The sequence below is a fragment of the uncultured Draconibacterium sp. genome, from assembly GCF_913063105.1.
In the GTDB taxonomy this organism is placed as follows: Bacteria; Bacteroidota; Bacteroidia; order Bacteroidales; family Prolixibacteraceae; genus Draconibacterium.
Genome location: NZ_CAJXYQ010000005.1, coordinates 172242 through 188423, shown reverse-complemented (window position 1 = coordinate 188423; position 16182 = coordinate 172242). Strand labels below are relative to the sequence as shown.

The 16182-nt window shown below is 40.8% G+C and carries 6 protein-coding genes; 4 read left to right on the top strand and 2 right to left on the bottom strand.

What is annotated here, in order from left to right; genetic code table 11:
• Positions 1-50: 50 nt before the first annotated feature.
• Positions 51-4646, bottom strand: a complete 4596-nt coding sequence (locus tag QZ574_RS06850; RefSeq protein WP_297088157.1) for a cadherin-like beta sandwich domain-containing protein — start codon at positions 4644-4646, stop codon at positions 51-53.
• Positions 4647-4806: 160 nt separating this feature from the next.
• Entirely contained in the window at positions 4807-5802 is a 996-nt protein-coding gene (locus QZ574_RS06845; protein WP_297088155.1) for a LacI family DNA-binding transcriptional regulator, read from the bottom strand.
• A gap of 326 nt (positions 5803-6128) precedes the next feature.
• Between QZ574_RS06845 and QZ574_RS06840 the strand changes: the two genes are divergently transcribed.
• From QZ574_RS06840 to QZ574_RS06825, 4 genes are all read left to right on the top strand, one after another.
• Positions 6129-9266, top strand: coding sequence for a glycosyl hydrolase (locus QZ574_RS06840; RefSeq protein WP_297088153.1), 3138 nt, complete (start codon positions 6129-6131; stop codon positions 9264-9266).
• A 7-nt stretch (positions 9267-9273) separates the two neighbouring features.
• The gene (locus QZ574_RS06835) at positions 9274-10464 is read left to right on the top strand and encodes a glycoside hydrolase family 88 protein (RefSeq protein ID WP_297088151.1); all 1191 of its coding nucleotides are present in this window, start codon (positions 9274-9276) and stop codon (positions 10462-10464) included.
• A gap of 14 nt (positions 10465-10478) precedes the next feature.
• Positions 10479-13217, top strand: a complete 2739-nt coding sequence (locus tag QZ574_RS06830) for a chitobiase/beta-hexosaminidase C-terminal domain-containing protein (protein ID WP_297088149.1) — start codon at positions 10479-10481, stop codon at positions 13215-13217.
• A gap of 152 nt (positions 13218-13369) precedes the next feature.
• Positions 13370-16072, top strand: a complete 2703-nt coding sequence (locus tag QZ574_RS06825) for a chitobiase/beta-hexosaminidase C-terminal domain-containing protein (protein ID WP_297088147.1) — start codon at positions 13370-13372, stop codon at positions 16070-16072.
• Positions 16073-16182: the final 110 nt, after the last annotated feature.

Here is a 16182-nt window from a genome sequence, read left to right as displayed (position 1 = left end):
AAAAGGTGAAGCACAATGCCCCACCTTTTCTTTTCAACTATAACCTTGTTTTACTTAACAATATTCAGTTTACCTTTATGTAAGTCAGTTCCAACCTGAAGTACATAAATATACATGCCATCGTTTAAGGCATCTGTACGCATTTGTATTTCATGTGTTCCATTGGTAAATACCTGTGGCGTACTTATTTCAATTTGCTGGCCCATCATGTTGTATAACGACAAGCTAACTTCATTCATATCTTCCAGAGTAAATCTAACTGTTGCATGATCTTTTGCTGGATTTGGATACAATACAACTTCGCGATCGAAACCAAGCTCAACAGCACTGGTTGGAGGGCCTGCTCCCAGTACCCATGCCAGCGAACGAACAAGCATAGAATCGAAACCTGCAGTAGCATACAACAAGCCATCGTTAAATAAACTCATCAATACAATTCTGTTATCGGTAGTAACTCTCGCAGATCCGTCTGGTCCATTTGTTCTCAAAGAGGTACCGTCAGGAATAGCCCACATAGTGGTTAATGAATTACCATCAGCTGTAATTGTAGCCAACGGAATTGCCTCAGGCACACTGTCGTTTAAGTTGTATGATTTCACTTCTTTTCCAAGGAAATCTTCCGAGGTTTCTGTACCAGCAGTCCATTCAACTACTTCGTCCATTTCATAATTCTCGGTAATGTAATGTCCGTTATTGGTTATTACCATTTGAGCTGTGGCAGGTGTATATGTTTTAGTAACATACATTTGAACACCATCGCTACTTTTTGTTCCAACCCATCCCCATTTATCAACACGTGGCCCATCAGGCTGCATAGTAACACAAGGAATTGGATAACCATGTTTTGCAAAGTTATTTACATTTGAAGAACCTTCTCCTGCCGAAATAACCATTCCGATATAAGGGGTATAATCAAACTCTACTATACTGTCGCCAATTGTCTGATCTTTCAGTGCTCCGCGCTTTTCAAAAGTTACCGAATAACCATCAGCAACTAATGCATCGTAAACATTTGTATCAAAAGCTTTTGCTCCGCCATATGCTCCATCAGAGTTTGCAGATATGTACACAATCTCTTCGTCCGACTGCACATGAACCATTACATTATACATCAGAGTGTCTGTATCGTCGGCACTAATAACCTCTACGGTCATCATTTCTGTTGTACCATCCGTAAGTGCGAGTTCTCCCGGCACATTAAGTTTAGCATAAGGTGAGGTGGCCGTAGCACTTAAACTTACAGCAGTAGTACCCATCGGCAAATTAAGCTGATATTCTGTTTTTCCGGAGTCAAACGAAGGAGCTAGTTCGCCAAGCGATGGAACTAATGATGCAAGCGTTGCATCTGAAGTACTTCCTGTAGCCCAGGCAAGTGATCTTAATAAAATGGTATCAAAGCCTTCGGTAGCATAAAGCAAGCCATTTGCAAATACACCTAAATAAACTACATTATTTGCCAAGGTAACACGGCTATATCCATCAGTTGTTAAGGAACGAACTGAGGTACCAGCAGGAATTGCCCACCAACTGGTAAGAGCAGAACCATCAATTGGTATTCTTCCCAATGCAATTGCTTCAGGAATACTATCAGCCAGGCCATAGCTTTTAACTTCGCTTCCAGCCCATTCTTCTGATGCACCATCACCACTATTCCATTCAACTAAATCTCCAACCTCGTATATGTCAGTAATAAAGTGATCAGTGTTAAGAATTGACATTTTTGCCGAATCAGCAGGAGTATCCGCGGCGGTTTTTACCACATTCATTTCTGTATTATCATCTTTATCTGTTCCGGTCCAACCCCATTTACCTTTTCTGGGCCCATCATGCTGCATGGTAACACAAGGAATAGGATAACCATCTTTTGCAAAATTATTTACCCAGCTTGAACCTACTCCTGCTCCAATTACCGCTGCAAAATAAGGGCTGTAATCAAATCCTTCGCTATTTAGTGCTAACTTGTCAAGCATAGTTACCGAGTATCCTCCATCAACCAATGCATCGTAAATATTGATAGCTGCTGAATCTGCAGATCCATATGCACCACTTGAATTTGAAACATAAAGGATTTCTTTATCGGCTTGAACATGAACCATCACATTATACATGGTGGTTACAGAATCATTTGCACTTGTAACAGTAACTGTCATCACATCAGACATTCCATCACTTAACGCCAAGTCAGCAGGAACATCAACTGTTGCATTTGGAGAAGTTGCTTTAGCTGTCAATCCAACAGAACCGGTTCCTTTTGGCAGATTCAATTGATATTCTGTTTTTCCAGGATCAAATGCAGGTACTAATTCTCCAACCGAAGGTACCAACTCGGCCAATTCTGCACTGGCATCAGTTCCCATTGCCCACTCAAGTGAACGAACCAAGGTTGAACTAAATGCGTCAGAAGCATAAGCAAGACCATCGTTAAATAATCCAAAGAAAACAACATTATTAGCCAGAACCACACGCTCGTAACCATTTGCGGTTAACGAACGTACTGATGCTCCGGATGGCACAGCCCAAAGTGTTGTTAGCATAAAGCCATCGGCAGGAATAGTTGCCAGTGGTATCGCTTCCGGAATACTGTCAGAAAGATTATATGATTTTACCTCTTTACCCAGAAAATCTTCAGAAGTGCTTGTTCCTAATGTCCAAACAATTGTATCTCCGGTATCATAAGGATTTGTTATAAACTGTCCGGTTGTGTCCGTAACAACCATTTGCACTGTATTTTCATCATAAGTTTTGGTAACATACATTTCACTTCCATCGCTGCTAGCTGTTCCTACCCAGCCCCACTTATTTGCGCGTGGGCCATCAGGTTGCATTGTAACACAAGGCACAGGATAACCATCTTTTGCAAAATTGTTTACCCAGCTTGAACCTACTCCGGCACCAATTACCAGGCCACTGAAAGGAGTATAATCAAAACCTTCAACATTTAGTGCCAGCTTATCTTCCATCGTAACAGAATAACCTGCATCAACAAGCGCATCGTATACCTTCTGGTCCTGTAGGCGTGCCAAAGAATATACTCCATCCGAACTTCCTGAAACAAAAAGAATTTCATTTTCTGATTGTACGTGAACATTTATGGTGTATTCATTTGTTGCACTACCATCCTTACTTGAAGTTGTAACCACTGCAACATAATCTTCACCATCCATCAAACTAAGATCTTCAGGCAACTCGATTGCGGCAGTACTATCAGCAGCAGTTGCAGAGAAGCTAAGTGTTCCTGTTCCGGCTGGCACTACCACCTGATATGTCATTTTCTCGGGATCAAAATCAGGACTCAATTCTCCGGCAGAAACACCTAACGAATCTAGGTAAGGTGCTGTTCCCTTCATGTAATAATCATACCAGATTCTTGTGCCACAATCCATTTCTAAACGTGCAGAATGCAAATTACCGGAAGTTGGAGTTGCATGGAAATACAGCATCATATCATCATTTATCATCGAATCAGGAGCTGCAACGGTAATTTTTTGTTTCGACCATTCCATTTTATTCACATCCCAAACCGGGGCATTATAGGTATAAGGTACCTCAACATTGTAATTGCCGTTACCATCGTTGGCCATCAGCCCCAAGGTATCCATGAACATTAAGTTAAGTACCTCTAGTAATTTACGGTCTCCCAAATCATCAACAATTTCCAATGCACTGCTACGATTGTTTATCTGAATCAACAATGAATCCATCGAAGCAACATCAGCAGGAGCGATAAACGGATCATCCATATTATTCAATACAGTACCATCAATAGCTCCGGCAGGAGGAGCAATCCATACAGGAACCTGGTAAGAAACAGTCAAGTTGTCAAAAACAACTGTTGGATCAAAACTATCTTCGGCCATTTCAGTACCAGTACCCAGGGTTTTAAGCCAAAAATAAACTTTAGTTCCAGAGAAAGTAGCAAAATCAACACCAACAGCTTCAGCTAGTTTAACTGATTTTTTTCCAGATCCTGAAACATAAAAATCGGCAACTTCACCAACAATGTTATCTTCGCTTCCAACAGCAACAATCAGCTTGTAGCTTGCTGTCTGACTGGTATTGCCTTCATCATAAGTATCCATTTCAAATTCGATATCGGAAGTAAGCGTTGATTCGAACTTAAAATAAAAACCATACTCAACACGCTTGTACATTCCCGGATGCGTTCCAAAAACCTGGTTTGAATCATTTATATCAAACAAACAAGCCGATGGTTTCCAGATAACATTCTTTGTAGAATCGCCAGTGCCAGCATACTTTTCGCCATATTTAGTAAAAATTGCTGTCATCGAATCAATGCTGGCCATACGCACCGGATTTTCATAGCTCCCCCAGTTTCGCACCTTAAAATCGCCGTTAAAAACTTTTTCAGCCGTAGCAGAAGCATCGGTAAATACTTCCTGCTTGATACCTTTATTCGTTTGGCATTTACTAAAGCTGATTGAGAGTCCGGTAGAATCCTGAGTCCAGGTACTATTACCTTTATCGGTATTAAAATCTACCAGAAAAGTAGTAACTCCTGACAGTGAATCAACAGTTATTGATTGCCCAATACTCGATTTATCTCCGAATTTAAATTGGGCGTTCGACACGCCTGCTGCAAACAAGAAACAGGCGACTAAAAAAAACTTCATGTAGTTTTTCATCATAGGTATAATTTTTAGTTCAACAAATTCAATATAGTTCTATTTTATATCATCGTTTACACTCTCATGTATCTTATTTTCTGAGTCTTACATTTCTTTAAATTACTTCTTAATGGTAACGTTTACATTTATCGACATACAAACAAGTGCTATTATTACGCAATTATGCCGAGCTTCGTTTCATTAATTCGGCATTTAAAATCATTTGTATACTTGAGCGCTCTGGTTCGTTAATCCGTTGTATTAAAAGCTCTCCTGCTCTTTTCCCAATTTCTCTTGCCGGCTGCCTCACTGCAGTTAGTGGTGGATTCAGACTACTAGCCCAATACATATCGTCAAAACCTACAATTGCCACATCATCAGGAATGGTAAGTTTGCGTTTATGAATGGTTTCAAGGGCACCTAATGTTATCAGGTTATTACCGGTAAAAATCGCATCGGGAGGTTCGGGCAAATTCAATAGCTCCTCACACAGTTGCACGCCACTCGGTAATTTAGAGTCACCATGTTTAATAAGTTCATCCAAAACCGGAAGGCCATTATGCTCCAATGCCTTTACATATCCTTTATCACGATAGGTAGTTGATGGAATAGTGGTTAATCCCGAGATGATAGCTATTCGTTTGTAACCTTGCTTTGCTAAAAAGTCAACCGCATTAAAGGCACTATCTTCATTATTTACCAGCACTACGTCAACATCAGTATTGCTTAGGCCCCTGTCGACACATACTACAGGCAAGCCGTCCTTAACCATTCTTTTTAATTGAATATCGTCTTCGCTGGCCGGTGCAGCAATAATTCCATCAATGCCCTCCGACTGCAATATCTCAAGGTATAATTTTTCTTTCTTCTCATCCTGGCTAAAATTACACATAATCAGTGCATAATTATTATTATATGCCACCTCTTCAATACCTTCAAGAACATCAACATAAAAAGGGTTTTGAATATCGGGAATCAATACACCGATTAAATTCCCCGATACGCTTTTAGACCGTAAACGCTTGGCCACCCTGCTGGGCTGATATTTAAGTTCTTTAATCGCCTTTAAAATTCGTGCCCGGGTTGCATCATTTACTTTGCCATTATTATTGAGCACACGAGATACCGTGGCAATAGACACCCCGGCTCGTTTTGCTACATCTTCCATACTGGCCATACGACAAAGTTTTAGTTAAGTTTTTATTCTATTTTATTGCGCAATAATACAAAACGCTTTGCAATGTAAACGTTTTCATGTAAAAATAAAAATTTTTCGTCTGCTTTTATTTTTATACAAGCTTAACATCAAGTCTCTCTACAAAGCTTTTTATGCTCTTTTTCAACCACATACAACAAGCAATAACTCTTTTTTAAAAAAATAGCCTGAATAAAAATCCTCTTTTAACTTTTTCACGATTTGCGGTTTTAGCGAGAATATTGATGTTAACGTTTACATTTAATAAAAACTTTGTATTTTTGAAACAATTTAAGTAATACAGTATCATGCTGAAACAATCAAACTTTAAGCTTATTTCCATCATTTTGCTGATGGCTTTGGTTATTTGTTGTACAAATAGGCCAGATTCTCAAAAAGAGAAAAATCTGGATAATATCTGCTACAATCTTTTTATTAATCCGCCAAACGACTACCGCACACACACTTTCTATTCTATTAATGATTCGCTTACCGAAAAAGAAATCCAACGTCAGATAATTGATTTCAAACAAGCGGGACTGGGTGGTTTTTACCTTCACAGTCGTTCTGGCTTAATCACCGAATTTTTAGGAGACGACTGGTGGAAGATTATGAAAGCATCGGTTGAAGCAGCCAACCAGGCAGGATTAAATTGTATGTTTTACGATGAAGACAAATGGCCAAGTGGATTTGCAGGAGGTATTGTTCCGAGAATGGATGAGGATTTTAGGGCGAAATGCCTCGCCCGTTTAGAAAAAAACACTCCACTGCCCGAAGGCGCTGAAATTATTGCCGAAGACGAAAAAACAAATTACGTTTTATACACCTCGCAGTTTGGATACGATATTTTTAACGGCACCTGTTATGTTGACTTATTTAATCCCGAAGCAGTTCAGGCATTTATAGACGTTTCTTACCGGCCCTATGTTGACAAGTACAAAACAGCTATTACAACTTATACTCCGGCCATTTTTTCAGACGAACCGCATGTGCATGCACGCTATTTCGACAAGAACACTCCAAATCTGGGCACACTCTCCTACTCGCCCTGGCTGGAAAAAAAATTTAGCGAAATGCATGGATACAAGCTGCGTGATAAACTTCCGCTTCTATACGAAGAAAAAGACAACTGGCGAGAAGTTCGCATGCATTACTATCAGGCAAAGGCTTTGGCTTTTGAAGAAAGTTACACCAAACAACTTGCTGACTATTGTGGCAAAAATGGTTTTGATTATACCGGGCACTACCTGGCCGAAGATATACTTTACAAAGTACGCGACCGCGCTGCAAATACCATGCTTCATTACCGCAGCATGCAACAACCGGGTATGGATATGCTGGGTTTATCAATTACCAACAAACTTATAACTGCCCGCAATTTAAGTAGTGTGGCTAACCAATACGGAAAACAAAAACGTTTAAGCGAATTGTTTGGAATTAGCGGTCAGAATATGAATTTTGAAGACCGAAAATGGTTGGCAGGCTGGCACAGTATTCTGGGTGTTAATCATTTTTGTCCGCACCTTACATTGTACAGCATGAAAGGGCATCGCAAACGCGATTACCCCCCAACTTTTTCATACCAGCAGCCGTACTGGAACTACAATAAAAAAATAGAGGATTATCTCGGACGCATTGCCTATGCTGCATCAATTGGCAAATACGTGCCACAACTTTTGGTCATTAGTCCACTGGAAAGCGAATATATTAAAGGAAACAACGATGGCGAATTTACAAGTGGCATGCTGGAAGCTTTGGATGTTCTGCAAGCTTTGCATTACGACTACGATGTTGGCGATGAGCAAATAATGGCTGACACGGCTTTTGTTCAGGCAAATAAGCTGGTAATTGGCGCAATGCAGTACGGACACATTGTTTTACCCGACATGATTTCAATACGCGAAACAACACTAAAACTGATTGAAACGCTGCAAAAAAACGGAGGACTGGTTATTAATTTCGGACGCTTTCCCGTGTACGTTGACGGGAAAAAAGATGAAGACAGATTGACAATGTTAAAAAAATCAACCCTATTCCTTTCTGCTGCCGAGGCACCAAAACTACTTCCGGAAAAAATAAAACCAAATGTTACATTAAAGGGAGTAAACACGGATAAAATTTGGACTCAAACCCGTAAAGTCCAAAACGGACAACTTATTAATTTCTATAACAGTTCGCGCACCCAAAGTATACAGTTTGATTTGGTTGCTGACTTTAACAACGTACCACTTCTTTGGGACCCTTCGGAAATAGAGTGCTATACCCTGGAGAAGAACAAGGATGGATCGTATTCAATTGAACTAAGCCCATCATCGAGCATATGGATAACAACCGGAGAAATAAACAACACCATACCAATTTCCGGCGATTATAAACTGCCCGAACTCCGAAAAAATGTTTTTGTGTTTGAAAACGAATGGCAGGGCGAAAGGAAACATGCCAATGCCATAACGCTCGATTTTGCTCAATACTCCACCAACGGGGACAAAACAATGAGTACTCCAGAGCCTGTCATAGGTATTTTTAACCGTTTAGCCAGCCAAAACTATATTGGTCAATTGGTTTTAAACTACCCTTTGCATGTTAAAACCTTGCCCCAAACCTGCCAGCTTGTTTTAGAACAACCTGACATGTACTCATCAGTTTCAATAAACGGAACAGAAATAGTTTTCAATACCAACCAGTACTATATCGATCGAACATTTAAAAGTACTGATATCTCTGCACTGATTTCGGCAGGTGACAATAATATTCAGCTGAAACTTGATTTTAAAGCACCACAACCACTCAGTTCCGACCCTGTTGAACGTTACGGAACCGAAATAGAAAGTATTTATCTGACAGGAGACTTTGCCGTGGAGGGAAAAAATGAATTGACCACCAATAATACGCAACGTAATCGCACGGGCGACTTTCAGGAACGACCGGCACATCAGTTCTCCGCCTTTTCAATTACGGCTGAAAAAGACATATTTAGCGGCAATTTAACAACCGAAGGTTATCCTTTTTACGCCGGAAGTTTCTCCTTGTCTCAGGATTTTGAAATGGCCCCGCCTGCTCCCGGAAACGAGTATTACCTTGAGCTCCCCAACTGCGAAGCCATTGTTGCAGTAGTTGAAATAAACGGCCAGGTTGTCGATACCCTGGTATGGGCACCCTTCAGAACAGAAATAAGCAACTACCTGTACGAAGGTAAAAACAAGCTTAACATCACCCTTATAAATTCGTTACGTAACCTACTTGGCCCCCACCATCACAAGGGCGTGGAACTTATAAAAGTTGGACCGCGAAGCTTTACCGGATCAGGGGGTTTCCCCGATGGCCGGGGTGAAAAAGATTGGTACGATCTTAGAAAAAAAGAAATAGAAACTGCCATATGGACAGACACATACAACCATATTCCCTTTGGTTTTATTGAAAATGTAAAAATAACTTCTTCAAAATAAATTTACGATGATGCAAAAAATTTTAATGACAATAACTGCAATACTCACCCTATTTATTCTCTCATGCTCGGCTCCGGTAAAAAAGGAAGAAAACAAAACGACAGAAAAATGGAGCATAAAAATGGCAGAAGCTGTGATGCACCGATATGATACACTTGCTTACTATAACGGCCGAACCCGCGCCGGTTGGTCGTACGATGTTTCCTTGTTAGGTGCAGCAATTTATAAATTAGGAGATGTTGACCAAAAATATTCGGATTACCTCAAAATTTTTATTGATATGCTGGTGGACAAAAACGGGAATATTGAACGTTACGATATGGAAAAATACAATATCGACCTGATTCGCCCGGCAACCTGCCTGCAAATTCTGGCAAACGATACCGGAGAAGAAAAATATAAAAAAGCCATTCCACAGTTTATTGAGCAAATGGAAAAACACCCAAAAACAGAAACCGGGGGATTTTGGCACAAGAAACGTTATCCGTGGCAAATATGGCTCGATGGAGTTTATATGGCGGCGCCTTTTTTGTCTCAGTATGCAACAGAAAACAACCAGCCACAATGGCACAGTGTGGTTACACACGAAATTTTGCTGGCTTACGAAAAAACTGTAGATCCGGAAACCGGGCTTTTGTACCACGCCTGGGATGAAAGCAAAGAACAACGCTGGAGCAACCCGAATACCGGACAATCTCCTCACTTCTGGAGCCGTGCAATGGGGTGGTATGTTATGGCAATTGTTGATGTGCTGGATTTTCTCCCTGAAGACCACCCGGACCGACCTGCTCTTATTGAGACATTAAACAAAACACTTGAAGCACTGCTTAAGGTACGTGATCCGGAAAAAGGCGTTTGGCACCAGGTACTCGATATGGGCAGAGCGGAAGGCAATTACCTTGAAGGTTCGGGTACGGCAATGTACATTTATGCCATGGCAAAAGGAGCTAAAAAAGGATATCTTGCTAAATCGTATCTTGATATTGCAAATGCCGCTTTTAATGACATGGTTGATACTTTTATTATTACTGATGAAGATGGATTAATAAGCATGGTTAACATTTGTGGAAGCTGTGGTCTGGGTGGTAATCCATACAGAGATGGCTCTTACGATTATTATATTAATGAGAAAATTGTTAAAAACGACACAAAAGGTGTTGGGCCATTTATTCTGGCAGCAATTGAACTTAACCGTTAAAAGAACTTGATTACATGCTACTTAAAATAAAAAATACCACCCTACTACTATTGTTGCTTATTTTTACAGCCAACCGCCTGGTGGCCGAAAGCCAGAAAATACTAATCACTGAGTTTATGGCTATTAACGACAAAACCATAAGCGATGAAGATGGTGACGATAGTGACTGGCTTGAGTTATTTAACCCCGGAGACAACACTGTTAGCCTGAACGGCTGGTATTTAACCGATAAAGCAGACAACCTGACTAAATGGAAAATACCCGATATCAACTTAAAAGCCGGTGAATACTTACTGATTTTTGCATCAGAAAAAAAACGCGATAATCCTGCCAGCGAACTACATACCAATTTTAAACTTTCAGGATCAGGGGAATTTTTAGCAATTGTAGAACCTGATGGAGTTACCATTTCCCATTCCTATGGCGAAAGCTATCCTGCTCAACGGGAAGACATTTCTTACGGCCTTTACCAGGGCCAATACCTGTTCTTTTCAGAACCAACACCAGGCTTTACAAACGTTTTGGGCGAAGCTGTTCAGCCGCCTCAATTTAGTAAAACCCGTGGATTTTATGATTCGCCATTTCAGGTAACACTATCAACGATAGGCAGCGGAATAAAACTCTATTATTCTACAGACGGCACAAGACCCGATGCCGAAAATGGGACTTTATACACTTCACCCATTCAAATTTCAACAACTACTCCGCTTAGTGTTGTTGCCATAAACCAGGCAGGAGTGGCAAGCGATATTATCTCGCATACATATTTCTTTATAAACGATATAGTTCAGCAACCCAACAACCCTGCTGGTTATCCTTCCACCTGGAGTAAATTCAAATACAAATCAGGATATGCTCCGGCCGATTATGAAATGGACCAGCAAATTTGCAATCATACCGATTATAAAAACCTAATGGATGATGCCCTTTTATCGGTCCCCACCTTATCAGTTGTAACAAATGTTGGCTACTTGTTTTCTCACGAAAAAGATGGCGAAACCGGGGGGATATATATTTTTACCGGAGACTCGGGAGAAGGAGGTGCAGGTTCTGATTGGGAAAGACCCGCATCTGTAGAATATTATGATCCGGCAAGCAATAAACAATTTCAACTCAATTGTGGATTGAGGTTGCACGGTGGCAACAGCCGTGTGCCCGACAACAGTGGAAAACACTCATTCCGCCTATCGTTTAGAAGCATGTATGGTCCATCAAAACTACAGTACCGTTTTTTCGATGACCCCACAGCCACAAACGAATTTAATGCTTTGGTACTGCGCGCAGGCTACAACTATTCCTGGACAAAGAACGATCCGAAACAACGTCAAAACGCCCAATACCTGCAAGATCCGTTTGCAAAAGATGCCCAACGTGCACTCGGACAGGTATCGGCCCATCAAAAGTTTGTACACCTTTATTTAAACGGCCTTTACTGGGGCTTATACAATGTTTCTGAAAAACTTACCAACGATTTTATGGAATCGTACCTAAACGGAGAGGAAGACGATTTTGATGTAATTAAAGATCACGGAGGACAGGTTGACGGCTACTGGACATCCTGGACACATTTATATAACCAGGCAAAAGCCGGTTTATCAAGCAATACCAATTACCAGAAGGTTCAGGGCAAAAACCCTGATGGAACAATCAATCCTGCTTTTGAAAATCTTTTGGATGTTGAAAATCTGGCTGGTTATATGCAATACAACATGTACATTGGTAACGAAGACTGGGACCACAACAATTGGATTGCAGCACGAAACCGGGTTACCAACGACGCCGGATTTCGCTTCTTTGCATGGGATGCCGAAACCTCGATGACCAGTGTAAATGCAAACATGGTTAACGAAAATAACGAGGAAAATCCAAGTTGGTTTTACCAGCTCCTGCAAGGAAATGAAGATTTCAGGGTACTTTTTGCCGACCAAATTCAAAAAAACTTTTTAAACGGTGGGCCACTCTCACCAGAAGCCTGTATAGAACGGTACACCAAACTGGCAGATGAAATTGATTTGGCCATTATTGCTGAATCGGCCCGCTGGGGAGACTACCGTAAAGATACCGATCCCTCGGACGGCACCCGGGTTTTGTATACCCGTAACGAACACTGGCTGCCGCGAAAAGAATATTTGCTTAATAATTACTTTCCGTACCGTACCGACATTGTGGTTGAACAATTTCGGAATATTGGCCTTTTCCCCAACATTGAAGCACCTTTATTTAGCGAGCAAAGTGGAGAAAAAACAACTGCGATTAACCTGGGCATGACAACCAACTATGGCGATATTTATTACACTACCGATGGCAGCGACCCACGCGAACAAATTACATCGAACATTACCGCCTCAGCGCAACTCTTTGGAAGCGCTATCTATTTGGCCGATGACGTTACGGTAAAAGCACGGGCCAAATCGGGCAACGAGTGGTCGCCGTTAACCGAAGGTACTTTCACCTTCGACAATGTTACCGCTATTGATGATGTTGTTCAAAATAATCTTTTCCACGACAATTATCCTAATCCGTTTAACCGTTCAACAACAATCAGGTACAGGCTGCCTGCCGATGGCAACGTACAATTGGATATTGTAACCATTGATGGCCGGCTTGTTGAAAACCTGTTTTCAGGATATCAGTGGCAAGGCGAAAACCGGGTTGAGTGGAATGCTGCCGGAAGTAAGTCGGGAATATATATTTACCGCTTACAATATAACAACCAATCCTATTTTGGGAAACTGGTATATAACAAGTATTAACAGCCATCAAGCTTAATGAAACTTATAAACTTTATATCAATCTGATAAAACATACCAAATGAAACGAGCATGTAAAATATTACACCCGGGAGGATTAACAAAATAAATGCGAGTTCCACACTATACCTCTAAAAACAAACAATCTTAATAGTATGAAAAAAAATATCTACCTGTTCTTATTGATGATTTTTACCTACCAGTTAAACGCCCAATCTCAGAAAGTCGTTATTTCTGAATTTATGGCTATTAACGACAAAACCTTGTACGATGAAGATGGTGACGACAGCGACTGGATTGAATTACATAATCCGGGCGATGCCTCTATAAATATAAATGGCTGGTACCTTACCGATAAAGCAGACAATCTGACCAAATGGGAAATACCAAACATTACCATCCAGGCAGGTGGATATCTAATCGTTTTTGCTTCAGAAAAGAAACGAAATGACCCTTCGGGCGAGCTTCATACCAACTTTAAACTATCAGGATCAGGCGAATACCTTGCAATTGTTGAAGCCGATGGCACAAGCATATCACATGCTTACAATCCTGCATTCCCGGCACAAAGAAAAGATGTATCGTACGGTATTTATCAAGGACAGAATGTTTATTTTGATTCACCAACGCCGGGAGCCGAAAACACACATGGAAGCCTACCGTTCGCCCCATCATTTAGTATTTCACGTGGGTTTTATACCGCACCTTTCGAACTTACACTTTCGAGTCCTGATAATATTTCGATTTATTACACCACCGATGGCACACGTCCAAATAAATCAACAGCAACGCTGTATACTGCGCCACTAAATATTTCCAAAACAACTCCAATAAGTGCTGTGGCTATTAATACAGATAACGAAAGCAGCGAAATAATTACAAATACCTATTGGTTTATCAGCGATATTCTGGAGCAAGACAACACGCCTGAGGGTTATCCTGCTGACTGGAAGAAAGAAAGCAGCTCTACCCCCATTCCTGCCGATTATGAAATGGATGAGGACATTTGCAATGCTGAAGAATACAAGAATTTAATGGAAGAAGCCTTAACCTCAATCCCCTCAATAAGTATTGTTACGTCGAAACATTATTTGTTTTCGGATGTAGAAGATGAAAATGAAGGCGGCATTTATATTTACACCGGAAAGCCAAGTGCTACCGGAGAAGATTGGGTACGACCCACTTCTGCCGAATATTACGATCCAAAAACCGAAGATCAGTTTCAGCTGAATTGCCAGTTACGTCTGCACGGCGGTAACAGCAGAAACCCATCCAACAGCCCTAAACATGGCTTTCAGCTACGGTTCAAATCGGCTTACGGCCCTTCTAAATTAAACTTTAACCTGTTTGATGAAAAAAGTGCTACAAACGAATTTAATGCCTTGGTGCTGCGCGCTGGTTACAACTTTTCATGGACAAAAAACAACGAAACCCAACGTACCGATGCCCAATACCTGCAAGACCCCTTTGCCAAAACAACGCAATTGGCCATGGGGCAACCTTCGGCACACGAACGTTTTGTGCACCTGTACATTAACGGACTATACTGGGGGGTTTACAATCTTTCCGAAAAGATTACAAACGACTTTATGGAGTCGTATCTGAATGGCGAAGAAGACGATTTTGACGTTGTAAAAGACCATGGCGATGTAGTAGATGGAAACAGAACCATGTGGAACAAAATGATGAGCCAGGCAGGAACAGGATTATCCAACAACAGCAACTACCAAAAATTGCAGGGAAAAAATCCGGACGGAACAATTAACCCCGGCTACGACAACCTGCTTGATGTTGAAAATTTTATTGATTACATGATTTACAATATTTATATTGGCAACGGCGACTGGGATAAAAACAATTGGATTGCCGCGCGTAACCGCGTTACAAACGATGCCGGGTTTCGGTTTTTTGCATGGGACGCTGAAACATCAATGACAGATTTGAACTTCGATAACTCGGAATTAAACAACAGCGACAACCCAAGCTGGATTCTTCAGAAACTAAAAGCCAACAACGATTTTAAAGTACTTTTTGCTGATAGAGTTCAGAAAAATCTATTTAACGATGGGCCTTTGTCACCCGGGCAAGCTGCCAATAATTACGTTGAACTTGCAAATGAAATAGATAAAGCAATTATAGCAGAATCGGCCCGGTGGGGAGATTACAGAAGAGATGTTGATCATTCAAGCGAGACATTATACACCCGAAACGACCATTGGTTGCCACGTAAAGAATATCTGCTGAACAACTACTTTCCGTTCCGTACCGACATTGTTGTGGAGCAATTCCGAAATATTGGCCTTTTCCCCAATATTGAAGCACCTTTGTTTAGCGAAGAAAGTGGAGAAAAATCAAGTGCGATTAACCTGGAAATGACAACCAATTACGGCAGTATTTATTACACAACCGATGGCAGCGACCCCCGCGAACAAATTACTTCTAACATTGCAAGTTCGGCCCAAATATTTAGCAGTGCTATCTATTTAGCCGATGATGTTACGGTTAAAGCCAGGGCAAAATCGGGTAACGAATGGTCACCAATAACAGAAGGTACTTTCACCTTTGATGGCCTTACTGCAGTTGAAGCAATTGCCACGAATATGCTTACGCACAAAAATTATCCAAACCCATTCAGAACCTCAACAACCATTGAGTATAATTTACCAGCCGATGGCAACGTATCTGTTGAAATTTTTACAATGGATGGCAGAATTATTGAGCATATTTATTCCGGCTTTCAATTTCAGGGGCTCAACCAGGTAACATGGAATTCTTCGTCTTTTAACTCCGGAATTTACATGTACAAAATACGTTTTAATGATGAAACTTACCTTGGAAAATTAATTCGTAGTAAATAATTACACGTAAACAAAACAAAATCATTTATTTTCTTTCATTTTCGTTTGTTTTCGTTTATTTTTGACACAGAAAAAGAACGAAAGCATTACTATTTTCATTTACTACCTGT